The organism is Mycolicibacterium duvalii, from assembly GCF_010726645.1.
In the GTDB taxonomy this organism is placed as follows: domain Bacteria; phylum Actinomycetota; class Actinomycetes; order Mycobacteriales; family Mycobacteriaceae; genus Mycobacterium; species Mycobacterium duvalii.
The window spans coordinates 2,560,108-2,584,476 of record NZ_AP022563.1; the positions used below are offsets into that span (position 1 = coordinate 2,560,108).

22 protein-coding genes are annotated in these 24,369 nt (G+C 67.4%); 8 read left to right on the plus strand and 14 right to left on the minus strand.

The annotated features are described in order from the left end of the window. Entirely contained in the window at nucleotides 1-330 is a 330-nt protein-coding gene (locus G6N31_RS12060) for a hypothetical protein (RefSeq protein WP_098005943.1), read from the minus strand. Between the two features lie 446 nt (nucleotides 331-776). Between G6N31_RS12060 and G6N31_RS12065 the strand changes: the two genes are divergently transcribed. Then, a complete protein-coding gene (locus G6N31_RS12065) occupies nucleotides 777-1,601 on the plus strand; it encodes a hypothetical protein (RefSeq protein ID WP_098005941.1) in 825 nt (274 codons plus the stop codon). 59 nt (nucleotides 1,602-1,660) lie between these two features. Here G6N31_RS12065 and nrdF read toward each other — a convergent pair whose 3' ends face one another. From nrdF to G6N31_RS12080, 3 genes are all read right to left on the minus strand, one after another. After that, nucleotides 1,661-2,635 carry a class 1b ribonucleoside-diphosphate reductase subunit beta gene (gene nrdF, locus G6N31_RS12070; protein WP_098005940.1) on the minus strand — a complete coding sequence of 325 codons (975 nt, stop codon included), beginning with the start codon at nucleotides 2,633-2,635 and terminating at the stop codon, nucleotides 1,661-1,663. A gap of 162 nt (nucleotides 2,636-2,797) precedes the next feature. Continuing rightward, nucleotides 2,798-4,318, minus strand: a complete 1,521-nt coding sequence (locus G6N31_RS12075) for a flavin-containing monooxygenase (RefSeq protein WP_098005937.1) — start codon at nucleotides 4,316-4,318, stop codon at nucleotides 2,798-2,800. Between the two features lie 41 nt (nucleotides 4,319-4,359). After that, nucleotides 4,360-5,100, minus strand: a complete 741-nt coding sequence (locus tag G6N31_RS12080; protein ID WP_098005936.1) for a TetR/AcrR family transcriptional regulator — start codon at nucleotides 5,098-5,100, stop codon at nucleotides 4,360-4,362. A 155-nt stretch (nucleotides 5,101-5,255) separates the two neighbouring features. Between G6N31_RS12080 and G6N31_RS12085 the strand changes: the two genes are divergently transcribed. Together G6N31_RS12085 and G6N31_RS12090 are read left to right on the plus strand one after the other, a co-directional pair. Then, complete coding sequence (locus G6N31_RS12085) at nucleotides 5,256-6,437, plus strand: geranylgeranyl reductase family protein (RefSeq protein WP_098005934.1); 1,182 nt, start codon at nucleotides 5,256-5,258, stop codon at nucleotides 6,435-6,437. A 53-nt stretch (nucleotides 6,438-6,490) separates the two neighbouring features. Beyond that, a complete protein-coding gene (locus tag G6N31_RS12090) occupies nucleotides 6,491-8,860 on the plus strand; it encodes a RyR domain-containing protein (RefSeq protein WP_098005932.1) in 2,370 nt (789 codons plus the stop codon). On the opposite strand, the gene G6N31_RS12095 is transcribed toward G6N31_RS12090, so the two are convergent. Then, nucleotides 8,830-9,978, minus strand: coding sequence for a patatin-like phospholipase family protein (locus tag G6N31_RS12095; RefSeq protein ID WP_098005930.1), 1,149 nt, complete (start codon nucleotides 9,976-9,978; stop codon nucleotides 8,830-8,832). The genes G6N31_RS12090 and G6N31_RS12095 overlap by 31 nt on opposite strands. After that, entirely contained in the window at nucleotides 9,975-14,159 is a 4,185-nt protein-coding gene (locus G6N31_RS12100) for an nSTAND1 domain-containing NTPase (protein ID WP_098005928.1), read from the minus strand. Before G6N31_RS12100 ends, G6N31_RS12095 begins: the two co-directional genes overlap by 4 nt. 106 nt (nucleotides 14,160-14,265) lie before the next feature. Here G6N31_RS12100 and G6N31_RS12105 point away from each other — a divergent pair, with 106 nt between their 5' ends. After that, the gene (locus G6N31_RS12105; protein WP_098005926.1) at nucleotides 14,266-14,682 is read left to right on the plus strand and encodes a VOC family protein; all 417 of its coding nucleotides are present in this window, start codon (nucleotides 14,266-14,268) and stop codon (nucleotides 14,680-14,682) included. A 4-nt stretch (nucleotides 14,683-14,686) separates the two neighbouring features. Here G6N31_RS12105 and G6N31_RS12110 read toward each other — a convergent pair whose 3' ends face one another. After that, nucleotides 14,687-15,400: a LysR family substrate-binding domain-containing protein gene (locus G6N31_RS12110; protein WP_098005924.1), complete on the minus strand. Its 714-nt coding sequence runs from the start codon at nucleotides 15,398-15,400 to the stop codon at nucleotides 14,687-14,689. Nucleotides 15,401-15,428: 28 nt separating this feature from the next. On the opposite strand from G6N31_RS12110, the gene G6N31_RS12115 reads away from it, so the two are divergent. Next, nucleotides 15,429-15,815 carry a DUF5997 family protein gene (locus tag G6N31_RS12115; protein ID WP_098005922.1) on the plus strand — a complete coding sequence of 129 codons (387 nt, stop codon included), beginning with the start codon at nucleotides 15,429-15,431 and terminating at the stop codon, nucleotides 15,813-15,815. Between the two features lie 141 nt (nucleotides 15,816-15,956). On the opposite strand, the gene G6N31_RS12120 is transcribed toward G6N31_RS12115, so the two are convergent. The 6 genes from G6N31_RS12120 to G6N31_RS12140 all read right to left on the minus strand — a co-directional run bounded on the left by G6N31_RS12120 (nucleotide 15,957) and on the right by G6N31_RS12140 (nucleotide 20,481). Then, entirely contained in the window at nucleotides 15,957-16,208 is a 252-nt protein-coding gene (locus G6N31_RS12120) for a hypothetical protein (RefSeq protein ID WP_098005921.1), read from the minus strand. Between the two features lie 24 nt (nucleotides 16,209-16,232). Beyond that, nucleotides 16,233-16,397: a hypothetical protein gene (locus G6N31_RS27025; protein WP_165776274.1), complete on the minus strand. Its 165-nt coding sequence runs from the start codon at nucleotides 16,395-16,397 to the stop codon at nucleotides 16,233-16,235. A gap of 86 nt (nucleotides 16,398-16,483) precedes the next feature. Beyond that, the gene (nrdE, locus tag G6N31_RS12125) at nucleotides 16,484-18,652 is read right to left on the minus strand and encodes a class 1b ribonucleoside-diphosphate reductase subunit alpha (RefSeq protein WP_098005919.1); all 2,169 of its coding nucleotides are present in this window, start codon (nucleotides 18,650-18,652) and stop codon (nucleotides 16,484-16,486) included. After that, on the minus strand, nucleotides 18,619-19,077 hold the full coding sequence (gene nrdI, locus G6N31_RS12130; protein ID WP_098005916.1) for a class Ib ribonucleoside-diphosphate reductase assembly flavoprotein NrdI: 459 nt from the start codon (nucleotides 19,075-19,077) through the stop codon (nucleotides 18,619-18,621). The genes nrdE and nrdI overlap by 34 nt, the downstream gene beginning before the upstream one ends. Before the next feature lie 33 nt (nucleotides 19,078-19,110). Further along, nucleotides 19,111-19,365, minus strand: a complete 255-nt coding sequence (nrdH, locus tag G6N31_RS12135; protein WP_098005914.1) for a glutaredoxin-like protein NrdH — start codon at nucleotides 19,363-19,365, stop codon at nucleotides 19,111-19,113. A 573-nt stretch (nucleotides 19,366-19,938) separates the two neighbouring features. Beyond that, nucleotides 19,939-20,481 carry an NAD(P)H-dependent oxidoreductase gene (locus tag G6N31_RS12140; RefSeq protein ID WP_098005912.1) on the minus strand — a complete coding sequence of 181 codons (543 nt, stop codon included), beginning with the start codon at nucleotides 20,479-20,481 and terminating at the stop codon, nucleotides 19,939-19,941. Nucleotides 20,482-20,568: 87 nt separating this feature from the next. On the opposite strand from G6N31_RS12140, the gene G6N31_RS12145 reads away from it, so the two are divergent. Genes G6N31_RS12145 through G6N31_RS12155 form a run of 3 tightly spaced genes read left to right on the plus strand, consistent with a single transcriptional unit; the run spans nucleotide 20,569 to nucleotide 23,438 of the window. After that, nucleotides 20,569-21,177 carry a TetR/AcrR family transcriptional regulator gene (locus G6N31_RS12145; RefSeq protein ID WP_098005957.1) on the plus strand — a complete coding sequence of 203 codons (609 nt, stop codon included), beginning with the start codon at nucleotides 20,569-20,571 and terminating at the stop codon, nucleotides 21,175-21,177. Then, the gene (locus G6N31_RS12150) at nucleotides 21,174-22,262 is read left to right on the plus strand and encodes a DNA polymerase IV (protein ID WP_098005955.1); all 1,089 of its coding nucleotides are present in this window, start codon (nucleotides 21,174-21,176) and stop codon (nucleotides 22,260-22,262) included. Before G6N31_RS12145 ends, G6N31_RS12150 begins: the two co-directional genes overlap by 4 nt. 9 nt (nucleotides 22,263-22,271) lie before the next feature. Further along, nucleotides 22,272-23,438, plus strand: a complete 1,167-nt coding sequence (locus G6N31_RS12155) for an AAA family ATPase (RefSeq protein ID WP_098005910.1) — start codon at nucleotides 22,272-22,274, stop codon at nucleotides 23,436-23,438. A gap of 3 nt (nucleotides 23,439-23,441) precedes the next feature. On the opposite strand, the gene G6N31_RS12160 is transcribed toward G6N31_RS12155, so the two are convergent. Beyond that, nucleotides 23,442-24,329 (minus strand): SDR family oxidoreductase, encoded by an 888-nt coding sequence (locus tag G6N31_RS12160; protein WP_098005908.1) that lies wholly within the window; start codon nucleotides 24,327-24,329, stop codon nucleotides 23,442-23,444. Nucleotides 24,330-24,369 lie beyond the last annotated feature (40 nt).

The window sequence follows — 24,369 nt, forward strand, 5'->3', positions numbered from 1 at the left end:
TCATGCCTCGCCACCGAGCTCGGACTGGTCGCGCTCGTTTTCGGCGCTGTCCTGAGGCATCGTCGACTCGTCGAGCCACTTCTGGACATCGCCGCCGAGTCGATCTTCGGACAACTCGGCGAAGTCAAGGGCCTGCACCGCCATCGCAGCCAGCACCTTCATCGCGCGTCCTTCGTGGTGGATCTCCGCCATCAACGCACCGAGCGCCTCGGTGTCGTCGGCATGCAATGCCGACAAGTAGCGGCGAGCGTCGGCGAACTCGCGGTCGACGTGGGCCAGCTTGCGGCGAAAATCGTCGGGCGACGGCGGGTCGACGGGCGTGGCGGTCATGCGTCCTCTTCCGGTAGCAGGCCAATCCCATTCTTCGCGTCGGCGAGCTCCGGCGGTCGTCTTTTCGAGCTATTGCTCGTCGGCACCTGCCGGGTCGGCGGAGCCGCTCAGAAGTGCCAGTCCTCGTCGTCGGTGTTGCGGCCTTGCCGCACGATGACAGAAGACAGCCCGCGCGCAGTCGACGCCGGTTTGCTCCGGCCCTCACCCGACGGGCGGCGGCTCCGACGGCGATCATGACGATGGCAGCGGCGCCCCATGGGCGCGGCGCACGGTAGATGGCTTCCCTGCGTCACGTTTGCTCGATTAGGGACTTTGGACCTCAAGAGTGGATCAGTTGTGCTCTACGCGATATGGGGTGGCAGGGGTTGACTGCAAGTGCCCAGATAGCCTCGTGAAACCAGGTTCATGCGATGCCGAGATCGTCGAGAGTCAGCTCCTGCGCCGTTGTGTTCTCCAAGCGGACCGCCATCGGCATTGTGGCGGCCGGCGTTGCCGCAGTCTCGTTTGCAGCCCCGGCATCGGCCGTCGACATCACGCAGTACATCGAGGTGTCGGACTGCGACCAGCCCCAGACACAATGGTGCACACCGATTCCCAGCGTCGATTTTTTCACGGTGGACGAAGAACGCTCGATCCTGGTCGAATTCACCGCCAGCCAGAGTCACTGCTCCGACATGATCGCCCACATCATCTTCGATGGTGACGAGTGGGGGTCCAACCGCGTCGGGCCTGGAGAGAGTGACGGCGGATACGAGATCCCGGTCACGCCGGGGCCTCACACGATCGGGGTGCAGGCCGAAGGGATAGAGGGTGGCTGCAACACGGGCTATGTCGCTTCCTGGGGCGGAACGCTTCGCATCGCGGGGAACACGACTGCCGACGGAAACACCACCACCGACGGAACCACCACCACCGACGGAAATGCGACACCGCCTGCCACGACCAGCGCACCCACCGCCACAGACGAGACCGACGAAAACTACGACTATGACGCCGCTCTCGCGCAATGGATGGAAGACGAGGCCGCCAAGATAGCGGCTCAGTCGCAACAGACAGCGACCTCCACCTACACCACCACGCTGGAGTGGGTGCTCGGACCTTACTTCGAGGGCGAATTCGTCAAGGGCGCCAACAGGGTGATCGCAACCCAGAGCGACACGGCGGGCGGCAGCACCACCTGGGTGTCCAACGAGCAAGGCGACGCACAGAATCCTCAAACGTTCGTTACAAGGACCTGGTTGCGCGACAACTATCCGCAATTCGCGAAATAGAAAGACCCAGCAGCCACCGAGCGGCTATGCGGGCCACTCACAGAAGCTGGCCACGCACATCAGAAGTCCCAGTCCTCGTCTTCGGTGTTGACGGCCTTGCCGATCACGTAGCTGGACCCCGAGCCGGAGAAGAAGTCGTGGTTCTCGTCGGCGTTGGGGCTGAGCGCGGACAGGATCGCCGGGTTGACATCGGTCTCGTCGCGCGGGAACAGGGCCTCGTAGCCCAGGTTCATCAGCGCCTTGTTGGCGTTGTAGCGCAGAAACTTCTTGACGTCCTCGGTCAGGCCCACGCCGTCGTAGAGGTCCTGGGTGTACTCGACCTCGTTGTCGTAGAGCTCGAACAGCAACTCGTAGGTGTAGTCCTTGAGCTCCTGCTTCTTGGCCTCGTCGACAAGGGCGAGCCCGCGCTGGTACTTGTAGCCGATGTAGTAGCCGTGCACGGCCTCGTCGCGGATGATCAGCCGGATCATGTCGGCGGTGTTGGTCAGCTTGGCCCGGCTGCTCCAGTACATCGGCAGGTAGAACCCGGAGTAGAACAGGAAGCTCTCCAGCAGGGTCGAGGCCACCTTGCGCTTGAGCGGCTCGTCGCCCTTGTAGTACTGCATCACGATCGACGCCTTGCGCTGCAGGTTGGGGTTCTCCTCCGACCAGCGGAACGCGTCGTCGATCTCGGCGGTCGAGCACAGCGTGGAGAAGATGTTGCTGTAGCTCTTGGCGTGCACCGACTCCATGAACGCGATGTTGGTCAGCACCGCTTCCTCGTGCGGGGTCACGGCATCGGGGATCAGGCTGACCGCGCCGACGGTGCCCTGGATGGTGTCCAGCAGTGTCAGGCCGGTGAACACCCGCATGGTGAGCTGCTTTTCGTGGTCGTTGAGGGTGTTCCAGGACTGGATGTCGTTGGACACCGGCACCTTCTCGGGCAGCCAGAAGTTGCCGGTGAGCCGGTGCCACACCTCGGCGTCTTTGTCGTCCTGCAGGCGGTTCCAGTTGATCGCAGAAACGCGGTCGATCAGTTTGATTCCTTCGGACACCAGAACCCCATTTCGCCGATTGTTCTTCGAGTTCGACACTGCTTTTTTCGGTGGTGCAGCCAGTTCTACTCGCCGGCTCCGACACTACAACTTGTGGGGGCGACAAACGTGCGACGACGCAACATCTTGTGTTGGCGTGTCGCGGTGAGGATCACCCGAAGTTCAGCAGAAGCTGTACTCCGAGGCTTTGAACCGCCGGGTCGCCAGCCAGTACTGCCAGGTCATCCCGCTCCACAAGGTGCGGTTGACGCCGTGTTCGTCGAGGTACCAGCTGTGGCAGCCGCCGGTGCTCCACACCGTGGGCGCCAACTGCCGCTGCAGCTCGGCGTTGTAGCGGTCCTGCGCGGCGCGGGTGGGGGTCAGCGCCTGCGCGCCGGCGCGATCCACCGCGGCGATGGCCTGCGCGGCGTAGCGGATCTGGCTTTCGATCATGAACACCACGGAGTTGTGCCCCAGCGCGGTGTTGGGACCGAGCAGGAAGAACAGATTCGGCATGCCGGCGACGGTGATGCCGCGCAGCGCCTCGATACCCTCGCGGTTCCACCGGTCGACCAGATCCTCTCCCCCGGGTCCCTTGATGTCGACGTAGGTGTAGGAGTCGGTGACGTGGAATCCGGTTGCGAACACGACGACGTCGACGGCGCGTTCGGTCTCGTGCCCCTGCGCGTCGGCGGTGACGATGCCGCGCGGGGTGAACCGCATGATGTGCTCGGTGACGACCTCGGTTTTCGGGTCGGCGACGCCGCGGTAGTAGGTGTCGGAGTTGAGGATGCGTTTGCAGCCGGCGCGGTAGTCGGGGGTGAGCTTGCGGCGCAGCTGCGGGTCTTTGACCGAGCGGCGGATGTTCCATTTGCCGGCCAGCTCGCCGAGCTTGAGTAGCCGGGGTTGTTGCGTCATCGCGAAACCGACGGCCTCGTGCAGCCAGTAGATGGCCGCGCGCATCGCGGGCCGCGTGCCGGGCACGTTGGCGAACACCTGCTGCATGCGCTCCGGGATGGGGTTGTTGGGCCGGGGCATCACCCAGGCGGGCGTGCGCTGGTACAGGTACAACTCCGCAACGTCGCCGACGATCTCGGGCACGATCTGGATGGCGCTGGCCCCGGTCCCGATCACCGCCACGCGTTTGCCGGCGATGGCCACGTCGTGGTCCCACTGCGCGGAGTGGAAAGCGGCGTTGCCGGCGGCCAGGTAGTCGTCGAGCCCCTCGAACTCCGGGATCAACGGGATGTGCAGTCCACCGGCGCCCGACACCACGAACTGCGCGACGAACTCGTCGCCGCCGGTGGTGAAGACATGCCAGCGTTGTTCGGCGTCGTCCCACTGGGCGCGGTCGACGTGGGCGCCGAAGCGGATGTAGCGGCGCAGCCCGTACTTCTCCGTGACGCCGAGCAGGTAGTCCTGGATCTCGGGCTGGAAGGACCACATGTGGGTCCAGTCGGGCTTGGGTTCGAACGAGAACGAGTACATGTGCGACGGGATGTCACAGGCACATCCCGGATAGGTGTTGTCCCGCCAGGTGCCGCCGATCTCGTCGGCCTTCTCCAGGATGACGAAGTCGACCCCGCGCCGCTGCAGCTCGATGGCCATGCCCAGCCCGGAGAACCCCGATCCGATGATCACGGTCCGGGTGCGCACCGGGACGGTGGCGGCGGGGGTGCGGTCGGCCTGCTCCGCGACGGTCATGCCCCCGACTGTACCTGGGAACGCCGGTACCGTGTTTCAGGTCAGGCGACCTCTTCGGACCGGCGCACCCCTTCGTGCAGCGGCAGCTCCGGGTCGATCCGGATGCCCAGCACCTCGCAGGTCCCGTTGATCGATCCGATCATGATGGTGGTCAGGTAGTCGACGAATTTCGCCGACGGTAACCGCCGCGGGCTGTCCGGTTCGGAACCGAGCCACCAGTCAGTGGCCGACGCCGCCGCGCCGAACGTCGCGAATCCGGCGAGTTCGAAGGCCGCGTAGTCGAGCTCCATGTCGCTGAGCTCGTTCTTGAACATGTCGGCCATGGCCAGCGTGATGCCGCGGCCCTCGTTGACCGCGCGCATCGCCGACTCGCTCTGCTCGGCGAACCGGCCCTGCATCAGGAAGCGCACCACGTTGGGGTGTTCGTCGACCAGCCGCACGTACTGTTCGACCGCACGGTGCACGACGGCGCGCGCCGGGTCGGTCGAGATGTCGATGGACGGGAAGATCGCCGACCACAGCATGTCGCGCATGCGTTGCCCGATGGCCTGGAACAGGTCGGCTTTGTCGGTGAAGTGCCGGTAGATCTTGGGTTTGGCGGTGCCGGCCTCCTCCGCGATCTCGCGCAGCGACACGTCGGGCCCCTGCCGATCGATCGCGCGGAACGCGGCGTCGACGATCTCGGAGCGCACCTTCTTCCGGTGTTCGCGCCAGCGCTCACTGCGGGCGTCGACCTTGACACCCGGTTCGTCAGCGGAGCGCGTCCTCGACCCTCGTCGCACCCGGCTCACTGTACCCGTTCCACCGTCGCTGACCTGCCAAGACCGGCGGTGGTCGGACCGGGGTGTGCTGTTGGTGACGGTGATCGCTTCGCCGGGAGGTCTGCAGCTGGTTTGGGTACTATCTCGGGCGACAACCGCGCAACGAGACGAGATTTATGACGCAGCGATACGACCTGGTCATTGCCGGTGGAGGCCCTTCGGGCTCCGCCGCGGCGTGGCAGGCCGCGCAAACCGGCGCGAAAGTGGTGGTGCTGGACAAGGCCCAGTTCCCGCGCGACAAGCCCTGCGGCGACGGCCTGACCGCGCGCGCGGTCAGCTATCTGCAGAAGATGGGGTTGGCTGACGAGGTCGCCACCTATCACCGGGTGAACCGGGTGACGGTGTTCAGCCCCAGCCGCTGGGAGCTGTCGTTCCCGAAGCGACCGGGCATGCCCGACCACGGACACACTGTCAGCCGGACCCACCTCGACACCGTGCTGCTCAAGCACGCCGAGTCCGCGGGCGCGGAAATCCGCCAGGGCGCGGAGGTCGCCGGACCCGAGCTCGACGCCAGCGGCCGGGTCGTCGGCGTGAAGCTCAAGAGCGGCGAGACGGTGCTGGGCGACGCGGTGATCGCCGCCGACGGCGCCTACTCGCCCATCAAGCGCGCGCTCAAGATCGACTCGGAGTACAACGGCTACTCCGCGATCGCCATCCGATCCGAGATGCACGCCAACCGGCCGGATTCGGACTCGCTGGACATCTACCTCAAGCTGCTGTTCCAGGGCGACCAGCTGCCCGGGTACGGCTGGGTGTTCCCGATGGGCGACGGCATGTTCAACATCGGGCTGGGCTACGTCAACAGCTACAAGAACTGGCAGTCCATCAACGCCACCCAGTTCCTCGGCGACTTCCTGCGCACCCTGCCGGCCGAGTGGGATCTGCCGCCGATCGAGGAACTGAAGAAGAACAAGAGTGTGCGGGCGTGGCGGCTGCCGATGGGCTTCACCGCGTGGCCGCCGTGGCGGCCTGGGGTGCTGTTCACCGGCGATTCCCTGGGCGCAGGCAAGCCCGCCTCGGGTGCCGGGATCTCCAAGGCGCTCGAATCCGGTTTGGCTGCAGGGGAATGCGCGATGATGGCGCTGGAGAACGGCGGCCCCGACGACTTCACCAACTATGCGCAGCGGATGGAAGCCGCCTGGGGCAGGGAGTACCGGCGCGGCCGCTACATGCACAAGCTGATCGGCCAGCCCCGGCTGGCCGCCGCCGGGGTGAAGTTGATCGACAAGGCCGCCTTCCGCGACCGGATGCTCAAGGCGCTCTACAAGAAGGCCCAGGGGCCGCAGCACACCTTCTGAGCGACCGGCCCGACCTGCCACGTCGGCGTCGTCGAAGCCCATAGAATCCGACGGTGCGCATCGCGAAAGGCCCGGCGGTGGGGATCGGCGGTGCGCGCACCAGCCTGTCGCTGCTGACCGCCGGTCTGATCGGCTATCTGGCTGTGATCGCGGCGTGGCCCGCGGTGCGCGAACGGTTGCCGGCCGGGGTGCGCTGGTTCGGTGCACCCAACTCGGCGGTCACCATCGCGATCGTGGTCGGGGCGATGATCGCGCTGGGCGTTGCGATGACGCGGGGTTCCGACCGCGGGCGGTCGGAGGCACCGGTGGCGATCGTCGGTGGTCTGGCCGTGGCCACCGCAGTGTTGGGCGTCGCCTCGTACTGGCGATGTCAGGACGAGTCCCACCCCGACTTCTTCACCCCGTTGCTGTGGACGGCGGCCCTGGTCAAGGGCGGCGATCCGGCGCGTGCGCTGGCCGGCGGCACCTGTCCATCGCCCATGCCGGTCGCGCTGAACGTCGCCCAGATCTCCGCGCTGGCCGCGCTGTTCACGTCTGTCCTCGGTGTCGGCATCGCGCTGTTCCGATCACGATTCGACCGACTACGCACCCGCATGGCCCGGTCCGTGACCGCGGTGGTCGGTCTCGACGACGACGCCGCACCGCTCGTCGCCGCCGCCGCGCGTACGTTGCGCCGGGCGAGCGCTCTGGTCGTGATCACCGACAGCGCTGACGGCGCGCCTGCCGCACGCGCGAGGGCGGTGGGCGCGCGCGTGCTGGCCCTGGATGTCGATGCACCGGAATCGCTTGTCACCGTGCCGATCTGGCATAAACTCGACCGGCTCTACCTGCTGGGACCCGATCCGTCGACCAACCTGTTGCGGTTGCGCTCGATCACCGCGCACGGCGGCGGGCAGCGCCAGCGCATCCCGCTGGTCGTGCGGATCGACGATCCTTGGCAAGCTGCGGCGTGGCGGGCCCAGCACTTCGGCGGCGTCCACAACCGGTGGGCCGCCGACACCGTCGGGGTCTACGAGGTGACCGCACGTCGCCTGCTCGACCGGATCGTCGCCGGCCCGCAGGTCGACCGGTTGTTGGTATGCGGCTCGTCCCGGCTCACCACCGCGCTGTGCGCCGACATGCTCACCCGACGACTGGAACTCGAATACAGCGGCGAGGGCCGGCTTCCCGCGCTGCACGTGGTCGCTGCCGACGCATCCGAGTATCGCCAGGACTACGAGTTCGCGTCGGCCCAGCTGGGGCACCCCGACCGAGCGCGCGACATCGTCGCCGTCGACGAGGACCCGACCGCCGCTTCGCTGATCGACATGGCGCGGAGGGGGGACCCTGCGGCCACCGCTCTGATTCTGGTGGAGTCAGGTCCCGACGTCGGCACCGCCACCCGGATCGCAGCCCGGCTGCCCCACACCGTGATCCACGTCCACGATCCGAGGGCCGACGCCACCCACGAGCGCGTTCCGGTGGTCGGGCGTCTGTTCACCTACCGGCTCAGCCTCGACCTGCCCGGCGGCCAGGCGCACGACGCATGGGAGCGCGCCGCCGCGTTGATCCACAATCGGTACGTCGCCGAATCAGCCACCGTAGGCCCGGCAGCAGTCCCGTGGCGCCAGCTCGACGAGTTCTACCGCGAATCCAATCGCCGCCAGGTGCGCAACGCATTGTGGATGGTGGAGAAGATCGGCGGCCACACCTGGAACACGTGGGGCGAGCCGTTCGATGGCGTCACCACCGCTCAGCTGCGGGAACTGCCGGCACAGGACCAGTTGCACGCGCTGGGTTTCGAGAAGACCACCGCGGAAGCGATGGCGCGAGCCGAGCATGAGGACTGGTGCCGCTTCTACCGCAAGCACGGTTGGCGATACGGTCCGCAGCGCGACGATGACGCCAAGGTGCACGACAAGCTCGTCGACTGGTCGCACATCGCGGCGGATCCGACGCTGCTCGACGCCGCGCTGCGCAGCTTGGCCGCCACGCTGACCAAACTCCGGGAACTGGGCTATCGCTCACGACCCGCTTCGAACGCCGACTGGCTGCCGTTCCGCAGAACGGGGGCCGTGGTGGCCGAGCAGCGACCGACGGCGTGGACATGGACCGCGCACGACGGGTCCACCATGACTGCCGAGCCCGGCGACTGGGAGGTGCGCGACGAGTCGGGCGGGGACTCATGGTCGGTGCGCGACGACATCTTCCACGCGACACACCGGCATCTCGGCGGGCGGCGATGGCGCCGGCTGGGAACGGTACTGGCCAGACCGGCCCGCGACGGGGAGACCGTCCACACTCTGGAGGGGGCCATCACCGCTCCGTCGAGATCCTGGATCGTGCAGGGTGATCATGGCGATGTCTGGGCGGTACCCCACGACGAATTTCAGCGCCGCTACGAGCGTGCCGATCAGGACAGGTCGAACACTCGCGGGAAATGATCGGGCGCAACCTGTTTGGCCGCCGCCGCCACCCCGAGACGAGACAGCTGGGATAGGTTTCGCGGATTGTCCATCGCGTAGAGCGCATCGCACTGGGACTCGTCGAGATGCCACCCCAGGGTCGCCCGCAGCCAGGTGGGTTCCAGCACCACCTCGTATCGCTGATAAGTGATCATGTCGGGCCCGCCACCCAACCGGTCGGCGCGCAGATCGCCGACCTCCCCGTCGATCTGCCACGATGTCGGACTGGTCGAGATCCACTGCAGTACCGCCTGACCCAGCCAGTTCGCGTCGGCCATGATCGACAGCATCGATTGCGCGGCGAGCAGCACCGCCGGCATCTTCATGACCTCGGCGGCCGGCATCTGCAGCGGCCGCATCCCCGTACCTGCCGACACCAGCAGCAGGTTGTCGGCACCGAAGGCCCAATTCAGGCCGTAACCGCTGCACGTGGCGAGCATCAGCATCTGCAGCGCCGGGTTGTTGTACGGGCTGACGCCTCCGTCGACGAAAGCACCCGCGACCTCGGGAGCCAGGCGCAGCATCTCCGGCTCGAAATAGTGGGGGGCAGCAGTGCTTGCCCTGACGACGTTGCGTAGCAGGAGATCTCGATTGGGATAGCTTTCCCCGTCACCGTCGAAGTACTTTCCGCGGGGGTTGTTGTGCAACAGCCACGGGCTTCCGGTATCCAGCCGCTTGGTCATCACCATCAGACCGGTCCGCAGCTCATCTCCGCCCAGCGTGGCATCACCGAAGTGCCGGTCCAGCGCATCCAGCAACGGCTCTTTCGGGAACTTCGCCCCGAGCAGTCCGAACCGCAGGATCCCCTTGTCGAATACCTTGTCCCCCAGCGAGCGGTACAGGACCACGAGGTCGTCCACTGCGAAGCCCATCGCGAGCGCGGTCGCGATGATGGAACCGGTTGATGTCCCGCCGATCAGATCGAAGTAGTCGCACAACCGGAATTCCGGGTCGCCGCCATGCCGGTCGCGCAGAATGGTCTCGATGCGGGCCAGGTAGCCCAAGGTGAGCGCACCGCGGACGCCCCCACCGTCGAGAGCCAGCAGCCGTTTGGGGCCCTCCCCGAACAGGTGCTCGTCGCGCGTTCTGACGTTCACAGCGTCGGAAGTCCCGGACATGTCGCGACGTAGTCGATCTCGGGCGACACCCACTGGTCCCACTGTTGTCGGCTCATGTTCGACGTCAGCTTCGCGCACAGCTCCTCCGCTGTGCCGCGCGTGGGCCACAGGCGGACCGTCCCGTCTGCGCTTCCCGAGACGATGAGACCACGTTCGTGGTCGATTGCCACGCTGCGAGCCGCTTGGCTGTGTCCGGTCAGCGGCTCGCCGACGGGCCGAAGCGAGGCCAAATCCCATTGCCGCACAGTGCGGTCGGCGCTTCCCGAGGCGAGCGACGTTCCCGAGATCGCGACCGACATCACCGAGTCGGTGTGCCCCCGCAGGGGCTCCCCGACCTGCTGTCCCGTGCCGGCGTCCCAGACCCTGAGCTGGCCGTCCCCGGTGCCGCTGACGAAGCGGTCTCCGTCGGCGGTGTAGACGATGCTGTTGACCCAGTCGATGGCCCCACCGATGGTGTCCCCGATCTGTTCACCGGTCGTGGTGTCCCACAGCCGGATGGTCTGGTCCGCACTTCCCGACGCGACACGACCGCCGTCCGGACTGAACACCGTGGTCAGGACGGCACCGGTGTGGCCTGTCAGCGGAGCACCGATCTGCTCACCGGTGCGCGCGTCCCACAGGCGCACCGTTCGGTCGTCGGCACCGGAGACGATGCGCGTGCCATCGGGGCTGAACGCCGCGCTGTACAGGGCGCCGGTGTGGCCCACCAGCGGGCCGCCGATGGGCCGGCCGCTTTCGGCGTCCCAGATCCGCAACGTCCGGTCGTCGGATCCGGACACCACCCGATCGCCGCCGGGACTGAAAGCCACCGGACCCACGCTGTTCTCGTGTCCGGTGAGCGGAGCGCCGACGCCGCGTCCGGTGGCCGCGTCCCAGAAGCGCACCGTCCCGTCGAGACCCCCGCTGACGATCCGGGATCCGTCCGGGCTCACCGCGACACTCCATACGCCCCGTTGCTGGGCTGGGATCAGATGCTGGATGTCCCACAGCCGCACCGACTGGTCGTAGCTGGAGCTGACCAGCCGGTGACCGTCGGGCGCGAACGCCACGCCGAAAACCTCGAACTGGTGGCCCATCAGGGGTTCTCCCAGCGGCGTGAAACTCTGGGTGTCCCACAGGCGGACGGCGTTGTCCCCGCCGCCCGAGGCGAGAACGGATCCGTCCGGGCTGAAGGCCACGCTGAAGACGCCGTCCCGATGGTCGGTCAGCGGCAGCGCCGCCAGCGTCCCGGCCGCGACGTCCCAGATGCGCACTGTGCCGTCGAGGCTGCCCGACGCCAGGAACTTCCCGTCGCGACTGAAGGCCACTGACCGCACGGACGCGAAGTGCCCGGTGAGCGGCGCACCGATCTCCCGGCTCGACTCGACATCCCATAACCGGACGCTCTCGTCGCCCGAGCCTGTGGCCAGTTGCCGCCCGTCGGGACTGAACGCCAGGGCGTAGATCCCGTCCGCGTGCGCGGGCAGCGGTGCACCGATGGCGGCGCCCGACCGGCCGTCCCACATCTGCAGGTTGCCGTCCCAGCCGCCGGTGGCGATGCGGCGACCGTCAGGGCTGAACGCCACCGCCCCCACCGCCCCGGTGCGGCCCTTCACCTCGCGTGGGGTCGCCCCGAGATCGTCGACGGCCCAGAGCAACACGGTGTCCCTGCCCGCACTGGCCAGCGTCGCGCCGTCGGGACTGAACGCCAGCGCCAGCACGTCGTCCCGGTGCTGACCGAGGCGCTCGGCGATCAGCTCGCCACTGTCGAGATTCCAGACCCGCACACCGTCGTCGCGCCCTCCGGCAGCGATGAGGCGACCGTCGGGACTGACGGCCACCGCGTCCATCGGGGTGGATGTCCGCATGATGCGGACCGTGTCGTCCCGGCTGACCACCGCCCGGTACACCGCGTCGTCACCGATCTGCTGATCGAGTACCCGTGCGGCGAGAATTTGTTGGAACGCCTGCTCGTCGCTGCCGAACCGGGAGCCGGCGAGGATTCCGTCGGCCTCCGACACCAGCCGGACCGCGGTGGCCTGCTGGAACCTGTGCTGGGCCTGACCGCGGGCGAGCACCGCGACGATCGACGTCACCACGGCCACGACGGCCACCACGGCGGTACCGGCGAGCACCGCACGCAGCACCGTCGAACGGCGCCGCAGCGTCGCCGCATGAGCTTCCGCGGTGGCCTGTCGCTCCTGGGCGTGTTGGGCACGCTCCTGCGCTGCGGTCAGCTCGGCGCGGCGCTGCTGTTCCTCGGCGGCGCGGCGCTGCTGTTCCCGCTGATGCGAGGCGTCGAGGAACGGATGCGTCGAGGCCAGTCGCTCGCGAAAACCCGGCTCGTTGGCCAAGCGGATCGCCTCGGCCAGTCGGCTGCCCTCCAAGAGCCACGAGGGGTTGTGGTCGTTCCCGGACCAGGCGGCCGCGGCGCGTTCGAGATCGTCGGCGTCCTTGAGGTCCTTGCGCTCGTCGCGTAGCCAGCCGGCGAGCTCGTCCCATTGGCGCAGCAGGCTTTCCAGGGCGACCTCGACGACCACCTGGCCGTCCCGGTTGTCCTTGACCATCAGACGTTTCGCGACGAGCGCGTCGATCAGCGGCCGGCTCTCGGCCGGAAGGTCCGCCCAGCGGGCGACACGCCGCATCGGTTGATCGCTGTCGGCGTTGATCGTCGCCAGCCATGGGATGAACGCCGCGCGCAGGGCCGACAGTTCGGCAGCGCGCTGCTGCGGATCGCGGGAGAGCACTTCGTCGATCTCGGTCTGCACCACCCGGCGCATGCCGCCCAGGTTTTCGTAGCTTCTCAGGGTGAGCTCGCCGGTGCCGCCGTAGTCGACGTAGAGCCGGGACAGCGTCAGCGCCAGTATCGGCAGGGTGTCGGCGCCCTCTGCGGAGTCGGCCAGCAAGCGGTCCACCAGGTCGGGGGCGACCTGCAGCGGACGGCCGGATTCGGTGGCCCGCGCGGCCGGGCCGGTGATCACCTCCTTGAATTGGGTCGGTGGCATCGGCTTGAGTTCGTCGAACAACACCGTCCCGAGTCCCGCGAGGGCGGGGTGGGTCTGCATGACCTCGTAGCGATCGGTGCGGATGGTCGCCGTGACGACCAGTCCGAGGTCATCGGCGTTCATGATCTCGGCGACGCCGGCGAGCAGCCGCAGGAAACCCTCGGCAGAGGGACCGGTGTCGGCGCCGAACAGTTCCTCGGCCTGGTCCAGCGGGAGCACCAACGTCGGTGCGGACACGGCGGCCTCGCCGGTGTCGCGGTCGAGCAGGCGCCGCGCCGCGGCCTGGCGGATCTCGGACATCCATCCCGCCACCGCGTCGACGTCGCCGACTGCGCACCGCTGCTTGATGTCGCCGAGCGCCGCTGCGGGCAGGTCGAACTGTCGCCGCGTGCCGGCCAGGGCGGCGGCGAAGCCCGACGTCCCCGTCAGCGCGTTGCGCTCCGGGCGCACGATGTCCATCAGGACGAACCGCCGGTCTTCACGTCGCAACCGAGGTAACAGGCCGGCGCGGAGAAACGAGGACTTGCCGCTTCCCGACGGCCCCAGTATCACCAGCAAGGCGTCGATCGCGGCCACGCGCATGCCGCGCATGGTGTCGAGAGCTCGGACGATCTGCGCGTCACGCCCGAAGAACACCGCCGCGTCGGACTCCTCGAGCGGCTCCCAGCCGCGATAGGGCGCGCGGTCGGGATCGTCCGGCGGCGGCCACACGAACGACTCTGCGCCGATGCCGGCACCGCGGATACCGTCGCGCAGCCGGTACAGACCAGCGGTGGAGAACTCGACCGGCGGACCGCCGCCGATATCGACCGCGGTGACCGGACCGTCACCGAACAGGTCGCAACGCTGCCATTCCGACGTCAGATCGTCACCCGTCGACGGTTGCAGCCGGGCGACGAAGATTTGCTTGTTCAGGTTCTCCGCGGTGCGGTACTCGACCTTGCACTCGTGCGACGCTTCCCAGTTGGTCGACAGTAGGCAGACGACGGCCTCGCACCGGGCGTTCGCCTGTCGCAGCGCATCCTTCCAGCGGGTGCCGGTTCGCAAGCCGGAGGCGGGGTCGACATCGAGGAAGATCTCGTTGGCCAGCGGCGGCGTCTGCTCGACCAGCCACTGTTTGAGAGCGACGGCCTGGCGCGCGTCACGGCTGGAATGACTGAGGAAAATTCGTGACACGCGCCGGCCCCCGCGGTGATACTGACGATGGGGTCAGGCTAATGCACGCTCCGTTGCTACGAGTGCGAATCTGTGCACTGTCGGCACGCGGCGCTACGGTGCCCCCATGGAGCAACGAGTCAGCCTGATCACTTTGGGTGTCGACGATCTCGAACGGTCGCGGCGGTTCTACGAGCAGGGTCTGGGCTGGATACCCAAGGACGCACCCGAGGGCGTGGTCTTCTACCAGTTGCCCGGCATCGCGCTGGCGTTGTTCGGCCGCGACGACCTTGCCCACGACGCCCGCCATCCGATCGACGGCCGGTTCAGCGGCGTCACGATCGCGATCAACGAGCGCAGCGAACGCGACGTCGACGCGGTGCTCGCGCAGGCCGAGGCGGCCGGGGCGCAGATCCTCAAACCGGCCGAGAAGGTGTTCTGGGGCGGCTATTCCGGCTACTTCGCCGACCCGGACGGCCACGTGTGGGAGGTGGCGATGAACCCCTTCTGGACGATCAACGACGACGGCACCCTGACGATCTGAGTGCTCACCGTCGGGCGCGCTTGGCCCTACCGGGGGTGCGGGCCACCTTACCCGCGGCGGCCCGCGCAGCCTGCTTGGCCAAGGCCTTCTCTCGCGCGGTGCGTTTCGGTGCGGGCGGCGTCTGTCCTCGCGACGACCCGGGCTTGCGCCCGCGCACGATACCGATGAACTCCTCGACGAGCGCCGACTGCGGCCCCTCCGGTAAGGCGAGCGCCACGGGGCAGGTGGGCGCATCGGTGATCTGGCGATAGGTGAGGTCTCTGCGGTGGTGCAGCCGCGCCAGTGACTGCGGGACGATGAGAACGCCCACCCCGGCGGCGACGAGTTCCGTTGCCTGCTCGGTGTTCTCGGGCCGGTGCCCGACGACGACGCCGGGCGCGTCGGCCCAGACGACGGCGTCGTCGCGCGGGATCAGTCTGGGCTCCCCGTCGAGGTCGGTGGCGGTGACCGCGTCGGCGGCGCTGAGCAGGTGGTCGGTCGGCACCACAACCACCGTGGTCTCCTCGTAGAGCGGGATCACGGCCAGCCCGGACGTGTCCGCCGGCAGACGCAGCAACGCGATGTCGACCGTGCCGGCGCGCGCGGCGTCGGCGGCGTCGCCCGCGTTCAGGCTGCACAGCTGTAGCGGCACGTCGGGGTGGCGCTGCGCCCAGATCCGCGCCCACTTCGCGGGCGTCGCGCCCGGGATGTAACCCAGCGCGAGCGACGACGAAGCCATCGCTTCAGGCTACCGATACCCTGAGCTGATGAGCAGGCCGAACGCGCAGTCCATGAAACCCGCCACCGCGGCGAAGAAGCTGGACGTGTACCTGCCCGCGACACCGGCAGAGTTTCAGGCCAACCCGATCACCCGCTCCGAACTCGAGACGCTACAAGCCGACCCGCCGCAATGGCTCAAGGACCTCCGCAAGAGCGGCCCCCACCCGAAGAATCTGGTGGCGGCCAAGCTGGGCGTGTCGATCGCCGGGCTGGCGCGCGGCGGGATCACCGAGGCGCTGACCACCGAGCAGATCACTGCGCTCCTCGACGACAAGCCGGACTGGCTGGTCGCCGAGCGCGAGAGCTACCAGAGCGTGCTCCGCGAGGAGCGACGGCTGAAGGCCGTGCGGGCCGAGAAGGCTCGCGAGGGCTGACCCCTCCGGCAGCGGGGCATGCGGGCAGCCGGGCGTGCGGCAGCCCGCTGTGCGGTTTCATACGCAAACCGCTGCGCCCGCATCAGAAGGGCGCAGTCGGACCGGGCCTCCGCGCTCGACCACGGCGCCTGATCAGCGTCGTTACTTCTCGGGGACTACCGAAGCAGTCCCCCGAGCGCGTCCACGCAGGAGGTACACAGCCGGCAAGATGCCGGCCGATGAGACGACGCCCAGCGCGGCCCGCCACAGCCACCGTGGACCGTTGACCTGAGCGGCGTTGCGGTCGGCGAGATCACGCAGCGCCCACGCCCGCAGGCCCGCGTCGAGCACGGCCACGACGACGATCGTTGCCTTGCCCGCCGGAGGGATGTCTTTCCACGACGTGGCTGCCATGGCAGTTCCTTTCATTTCGGGACATCAACGGAAGAACTTCTCGGTGAGCCGGTCGAAGAAGTCGTCGAGGCGCCGCTCCAACGGACTGTCCTTGACCCACTTCTCCCACGCGTAGATCGCGACGAACAGTGCGGCGACGATGCCGAAGACCAGCGCCGCAACAAGCATCGCCTCAGTGGCTGTCGACATCACATCACCTTCGCGCGTAACGGCTCCGACACCGACGCAGGAGGTCCGGCCAAGTGCCGGACCTCCGTACCGTCAGGGACCGGTCGTCACAACATGCAGCTGACGCAACCCTCCACCTCAGTGCCCTCCAGCGCCATCTGGCGTAGCCGGATGTAATACAGCGTCTTGATGCCCTTGCGCCAGGCGTAGATCTGAGCTCTGTTCACATCGCGGGTGGTCGCGGTGTCCTTGAAGAACAACGTCAGGCTCAACCCCTGGTCCACGTGCTGGGTCGCCGCGGCATAGGTGTCGATGATCTTCTCGTACCCGATCTCGTATGCGTCCTGGTAGTACTCCAGGTTGTCGTTGGTCAGGTACGGCGCCGGGTAGTAGACCCGGCCGATCTTGCCTTCCTTGCGGATCTCGATCTTGCTGGCCACCGGGTGGATCGAGCTGGTCGAGTTGTTGATGTAGGAGATCGACCCGGTGGGCGGCACGGCCTGCAGGTTCTGGTTGTAGATACCGTGCTTTTGCACCGACTCCTTGAGCCGCTTCCAGTCCTCCTGGGTCGGGATGCGGATACCGGCGTCGGCGAAGAGCTGGCGGACCCTGCCGGTCTTGGGCTCCCACACCTGATCGGTGTACTTGTCGAAGAACTCACCGCTGGCGTACTTCGACCGCTCGAAGCCGGCGAAGTGCGAACCGCGTTCGATCGCAATGCGATTCGATGCACACAACGCGTGGTAGAGCACGCAGTAGAAGTAGATGTTGGTGAAGTCGATGCCTTCGTCGGAGCCGTAGAAGATCCGCTCGCGGGCCAGGTAGCCGTGCAGGTTCATCTGCCCGAGCCCGATGGCGTGCGAGTCGTTGTTGCCCTGCTCGATCGACGGCACCGAGGTGATGTGGGTCTGGTCGCTCACCGCGGTCAGCGCCCGGATGGCCACCTCCACGGTCTGCGCGAAGTCCGGTGAGTCCATCGCCTTGGCAATGTTCAGCGAACCGAGGTTGCAGGAGATGTCCTTACCGATCTTCTTGTAGGACAGATCGTCGTTGAACTCCGACGGCGTGGAGACCTGAAGAATCTCCGAGCACAGGTTGGAGTGGGTGATCTTGCCCTCGATCGGGTTGGCTCTGTTGACCGTGTCCTCGTACATGATGTACGGGTAGCCGGACTCGAACTGCAGCTCGGCCAGGGTCTGGAAGAACTCGCGCGCCTTGATCTTCGTCTTGCGGATCCGGCTGTCGTCGACCATCTCGTAGTACTTCTCGGTGACCGAGATGTCGGCGAACGGCACCCCGTAGACGCGCTCGACGTCATACGGCGAGAACAGGTACATGTCCTCGTTCTTCTTGGCCAGCTCGAAGGTGATGTCGGGAATCACCACCCCCAGGCTCAGGGTCTTGATGCGGATCTTCTCGTCGGCGTTCTCCCGCTTGGTGTCGAGGAAGCGGTAGATGTCGGGATGGTGGGCGTGCAGATACACCGCGCCCGCCCCTTGCCGCGCGCCGAGCTGGTTGGCATACGAGAAGGAATCCTCGAGCAGCTTCATGATCGGGATGACGCCCGAGCTCTGGTTCTCGATGTTCTTGATCGGTGCGCCGTGCTCACGAATGTTGCTCAGCAGCAACGCCACCCCGCCGCCGCGCTTGGACAGCTGCAAGGCCGAGTTGATGGAGCGACCGATGGACTCCATGTTGTCCTCGATGCGCAGCAGGAAGCAGCTCACCGGCTCGCCGCGCTGCTTCTTGCCCGAGTTCAGGAACGTCGGGGTGGCCGGCTGGAAGCGGCCGTCGATGATCTCGTCGACAAGCTTCTCGGCCAGTGCGGTGTCACCGGAGGCCAACGTCAGCGCCACCATGACCACGCGGTCCTCGAACCGCTCCAGGTAGCGCTTCCCGTCGAACGTCTTGAGTGTGTAGGACGTGTAGTACTTGAACGCGCCCAGGAAGGTCGGGAACCGGAACTTCTTGGCGTAGGCGCGATCGAGCAGCGTCTTGACGAAGTTGCGGGAGTACTGATCGAGCACCTCGCGCTCGTAGTACTCCTTCTCGATCAGGTAGTCGAGCTTCTCGTCCTGGCTGTGGAAGAAGACGGTGTTCTGGTTAACGTGCTGCAGGAAGTACTCCCGGGCGGCCAGCACGTCCTTGTCGAACTGAATCTTGCCGTCGGCGTCGTACAGATTCAGCATCGCGTTCAACGCGTGGTAGTCGGTCTCCCCCGGGAGCGCGTGGGTGCCTGTGGTTACAGGTTCTGCAGCTGTGACGGTTGGTGGCACGTCTCTTCCTTCCGGGCGTCGGCCCAAAAATCGGTCAGGCCCTGGCGTACGGCGAAGACGTCGTCCGTGGTGCCCATCAATTCGAAGCGGTACAGAAAGGGGACGCCGCACTTGCGGGAGATGACGACCCCCGCATAGCCGAATTCGGCGCCGAAGTTGGTGTTGCCCGCGGCGATGACGCCGCGGATCAACGACCGGTTGTGTTCGTCGTTCAGGAAGGCGATCACCTGCTTGGGGACATAACCCCCACGGTCAGGATCAGGACCATTGGCGTGCCCGCCACCGTAGGTGGGGACGACCAGCACATAGGGTTCGTCGACCTGGATCCGTTCCTTCAACGGGATGCGGATGGCAGGAAGCTCGAGCTTCTGTACGAAACGATGGGTGTTCTCCGACACGCTGGAGAAGTAGACGAGGTTGCCCACTGTCGTCTCCTCTCTGTCGGGTCGGCGGATGATCTAAGCGGTGACCGCGGCGGCGCCGGCCAGCGACTTGATGCGGTCGGGGCGGAAGCCCGACCAGTGCTCGGCACCGGCCACCACGACCGGGGCCTGCAGGTAGCCCAGCGCCATCACGTAGTCACGCGCCTCGTCGTCGACCGAGATGTCGATGACCTCATAAGCGACGCCCAGTTTGTCGAGCGCCTTGTAGGTGGCGTTGCACTGCACGCAGGCCGGCTTCGTGTACACGGTGACGGGTGCTGGCTGAGTCATCTGCGATCGGCTCCTGTCGTGAGGCTGTCTGAGGGTGATCCGAGGGTGGAGAGAGCGAGCTGGCAACATCGTGACTACTGCGTTTCGCTGGAGTTCAGCGACCCGGGGACCATCAAAATTCCACGCCGTCCGGCCCACACTCCGGGTGATCGGCGGGCCGACAGATCCGGATTCTTCAGGCTCGTCCGGACTCCATATCTTGGGGGTCCTTCGGTGGTCGAAACACTACACCTAGTGTCCGACATTACGAAGGGATACAAGATGTTCTGAATGACATTTTTGAAATTCCCAGGTCGTAAGCCTTTCGCCGTCCACCGCCCCGGCGTGTCGCACGTCACAATCGACCGTGTCGCCGGGCTTATGTCAGGTGTAGCAGCACCCACCGACATCGCCGCACCGCCCCGGCGCCTCCGCCACCGCCCTCAGCAAACGACCGAGAGCCCCCGCCGCCGGGCCAGCAAAGTCCGGCTCTGGACACGCCGACGGCCTCCGCCACGGTCGACAGGCCAGCAGCAAGCGATCCCCGGGGCCGGCGGCAACCCGGCCCCGGGGCTCGGCCGCAACGAGCGGCCGTCAGCCGATCTCGCTGACCAGCTTCCCGATCACGCCGTTGAGGCCCTCGACGACCTCGGCGTTCTCGCGGGGGTGCTTGCCATCGAGGGTGCCGGTCGGGATCGACAGCGTGAGGTCCTCGACCACGCGCGGACCGGCGATGCCGAACGACTTGCGGGTCTCGTCGTGCGCCCAGCGGCCGCCGTAGCGACCCAGTGCGGCGCCGATGACCACCAGCGGCTTGTCGTTGAGCGCACCGTTGCCCCACGGCCGAGACAGCCAGTCGATCGCGTTCTTGAGCACACCGGGGATGCTGCCGTTGTACTCAGGTGTGACGACCAGCGCGCCGCCCGCCCGGGCCGCGGCGGCACGCAGCGCCGCCACCGGTTCCGGGACAACATCGTTGTCGATGTCCTCGTTGTAGAACGGGAGCTCGCCGAGCCGGTCGAACAGCTCGAAGGTGGTGCCGGCGGGGGCGCTCTCCACGGCGAGCTCGGCGAGCTGGCGGTTCACCGACGCGGCGCGCAAGCTACCCACCAGGACCAGAACGGTGTTGTCCGGCATTCGCATCTCCTTCTCGAGTTGACGGGTCGTCGCCCGAGATAACCGGACCGCAGTCCGAATTATTCCGGCTGGATTACAGTGGCCGAGGTGAGTGCGTCTGCGCGTCCCGTCACGCTGCCGGTGATCGATCCGGGCCCGCCCGAGCGCGGCGATGCGGCACGCAACCGCGGCCGCATCCTCGAGGCCGCCCGCCGCCTCGTCGCCGAGCGCGGCGCCGAGGCGGTGACCACCGACGACATCGCGGCCGCAGCCGGGGTCGGCAAGGGCACGCTGTTCCGGCGCTTCGGCAGCCGGGCCGGGTTGATGATCGTGCTGCTCGACGACGACGAGAGGGCCCATCAGCACGCGCTCCTGTTCGGGCCGCCCCCGTTGGGCCCGGGCGCCCCTCCCCTCGATCGCCTGCTGGCCTACGGCCGCGCGCGGCTGTCGTTCGTCGACTCGCACTTCGCGTTGCTCTCCGATGTCGGTCGCGATCCGCAGACGCGGTTCAACGCACCGAACACACTGCACCACAGCCATATCCGGGTGTTGCTCGAAGCCGCGGACACCACCGGTGACCTCGACGCCCAGGCCGCGGCGCTGCTGGCCCTACTCGACGCCGACTACGTCCACCACCAGACCTCCGAGCGCGGACGCACCCTGGAGGATCTCGGTGACGCGTGGGAAGCAGTGGCGCGCAAGTTGTGCGGGACATGACCGAACAGACCGGCGGGTGGATTCTGCACGTCGACCTCGACCAGTTCCTGGCCGCGGTGGAACTGCGCCGCCGACCGGAACTGGTCGGACAACCCGTCATCGTCGGCGGCAGCGGAGACCCGAACGAACCGCGGAAAGTGGTCACCTGCGCGTCCTATGAGGCACGCGCCCACGGCGTGCGGGCCGGGATGCCGCTGCGCGCCGCGGTCCGGCGCTGCCCCGAAGCCACCTTCCTACCCTCGGACTCCGCGGCCTACGACGCTGCATCGGAGGAGGTGATGGGATTGCTGCGCGATCTGGGCCATCCGGTGGAGGTGTGGGGTTGGGACGAGGCGTATGTTGGCGCGCAGGTGCCGACGCTGCCCGACGCCATCGCACTGGCACAACGCATCCGGGCGGTCATCGGCACCCAGACCGGCCTGTCGTGTTCGGTCGGCATCAGCGACAACAAGCAGCGCGCCAAGGTCGCCACCGGTTTCGCCAAACCGGCGGGCATCCACGTCCTCACGGAGGACAACTGGATGGCGACCATGGGGGAACACCCGGTCTCGCACCTATGGGGAGTGGGGCCGAAAACTGCGAAAAGGCTTGCCACCATGGGGATCAACAGCATCGCAGAGTTGGCCGCCACCGATGCGCAGGTGCTCACCGAGGCGTTCGGGCCGACCACCGGGCTGTGGATCCTACTGCTGGCCAAAGGCGGCGGCGACAGCACCGTCAGCGCACAGCCGTGGATCCCGCGCTCCCGCAGCCACGTCGTGACCTTCCCCGAGGACCTGACCGATCCGCAGGAGATGGCCCGGGCGGTCACCGAACTGGCCCGCCGGACCCTCACCGAAGTGGTCGAACAGCAACGCATCGTCACCCGCGTCGCGGTCACCGTGCGTACCAAGACGTTCTTCACCCGTACCAAGATCCGCAAGCTCGCCACCCCCGGGACCGATGCCGAGATCATCGTGACCACTGCATGCGAGCTGCTGAGCCTGTTCGATCTGGACCGCCCGGTGCGGCTGCTGGGCGTACGGCTGGAGCTCGCGACCCCGGCGGCGGCGACCGGAACCGACGTTGTCGGCGCCGGCCGCTAGCGTCGGACCATGCTCGAGACAGTGGCGATCCGCGGCTACCGTTCGCTGCGCGATGTCGTGGTGCCGCTGCGGCGGCTGACGGTGTTCACCGGCGCCAACGGTGCAGGCAAGTCCTCGCTGTACCGCGCGTTGCGACTGCTCGCCGACTGCGGTCGCGGTGAGGTCATCTCCTCGCTCGCGCGGGAGGGCGGCGTGGAGTCGGCGTTGTGGGCCGGCCCCGAGAACCTGGCGGGAGCGCGTCGCACCGGAGTCGCCGAAGGCGGCCGGCGTACCCGCAGCGTCTCGATCGAACTGGGCTATGCCAGTGACGATTTCGGCTATCTGATCGACCTGGGCCTCCCCCAGAACGGTAATACCGCGTTTTACCGTGACCCGGAGATCAAGCGGGAGATCATCTTCGCCGGCGCGGTCGCGCGGCCCGCGGCGACGCTGGTGCGCCGCGTCCGGGCGCACGTCGAGGTCGCCGGCGAGACTCCCGGCCGGTTCGACGAGCTCGCCCGAAACCTGGCGACGCACCGCAGTGTGCTCAACGACTGGGCGGGTGCGGCGCCCGAGCTCGCTGTGGTGCGAGAACGCCTGCGCGACTGGCGGTTCTACGACGGTTTCCGCGCCGACGGTGACGCACCGGCACGCCGTCCGCAGGTCGGCACCCGCACCCCGGTGCTGGCCAACGACGGCGCCGACCTCGCCGCGGCGGTCCAGACCATCCTGGAGACCGGCACCGAAGATCTGGCGGGTGCGGTCGACTCCGCACTCGACGGTGCGACGGTGTCGGTGTCGGTCAACGACGGGCTGTTCGACCTGCTGCTGCATCAGCGCGGCATGCTGCGCCCGCTGCGCAGCGCCGAATTGTCCGATGGCACACTGCGTTTTCTGCTGTGGACCGCGGCGCTGCTGAGCCCGGAACCGCCGTCGCTGATGGTGCTCAACGAACCCGAGACGTCATTGCATCCCGAACTCGTCACGCCGCTGGCGCAGATGATCATCGCGGCGGCGACCCGTACCCAGGTCGTCGTCGTCACCCACTCGGCGGCGCTGCGCAGCGCGCTGGGCGCCGGTCCCCTCGGATCCGACGCCGACGCCTGGGAGATCGAGCTGGTCAAAGACTGGGGCGAGACCACGATAGCCGGTCAAGGTCTGCTCGCCACCCCGCGCTGGGACTGGGGCTCCCGTTAAGACTCAGCGCGCCTTTCGTTTCGGACGCAGCGCCCGGGTGAACACTACGTTGACCTGCTTCATCGCGACGCTGTAGGGCAGCCACATGGTGCGCTTGAACAAATACAGCGCCCGGATGTCGGGCGAGGTGTAGATCAGGTAGCGATTGCGGGCCGCGCCGCGCAGGATCTTGGCCGCGGCCACCTCCGGGGACACCGCGTGCCCACCGAAACGGCGCGTCCAGAACTGCACGCGCGGGTCCTCGCGATCGACTCCGGCAATGGCCACGGTCTGCACCAGCGGGGTCTTCACCGCACCGGGCACCGCCACCGAGACACCGATTCGGTGACGCGCCAGGTCGAACCGCAACACCTCCGAGAGCCCGCGCAGGCCGTACTTGCTGGCCGAGTACGCGGAGTGCCAGGGCAGCGCGACCAGCCCCGCGGCCGAGGACACGTTGACCAGCTGACCGCCACGCCGGGCGGCGACCATCGGCGGCACGAACGCCTCGATGACGTGAATCGGGCCCATCAGGTTCACGTCGATCAGCGACTTCCAGTGCTGATGGGTCAGCGTGGACACGGTCCCCCACGCCGAGATCCCGGCGACGTTCATCACGACATCCATGGCGGGATGCTCGGCGTGGATGTCGGCGGCGAACTCGGTCACCGCGGCGTAGTCGCTGATGTCCAGGGCCCGATGAGCGGCGACGGTGCCGCCCAGCGCGCGGGCGTCGGAGACGGTGTCGGCCAGTCCGTCGGCGTCTCGGTCGGTCAGGTACAGCTCGGCGCCCTGTTCGGCCAGCTGCAGCGCGGTCGCGCGGCCGATGCCGCTGGCCGCGCCGGTGATGAGGCACCGCTTACCGGCGTAGCCGTCGCGGAGAGGTCTGCGGGGTCCGCTGCGTCGGGCCATGGAAGCCAACCCTACCGGCGGCCCGGATGCGACCTCGTCA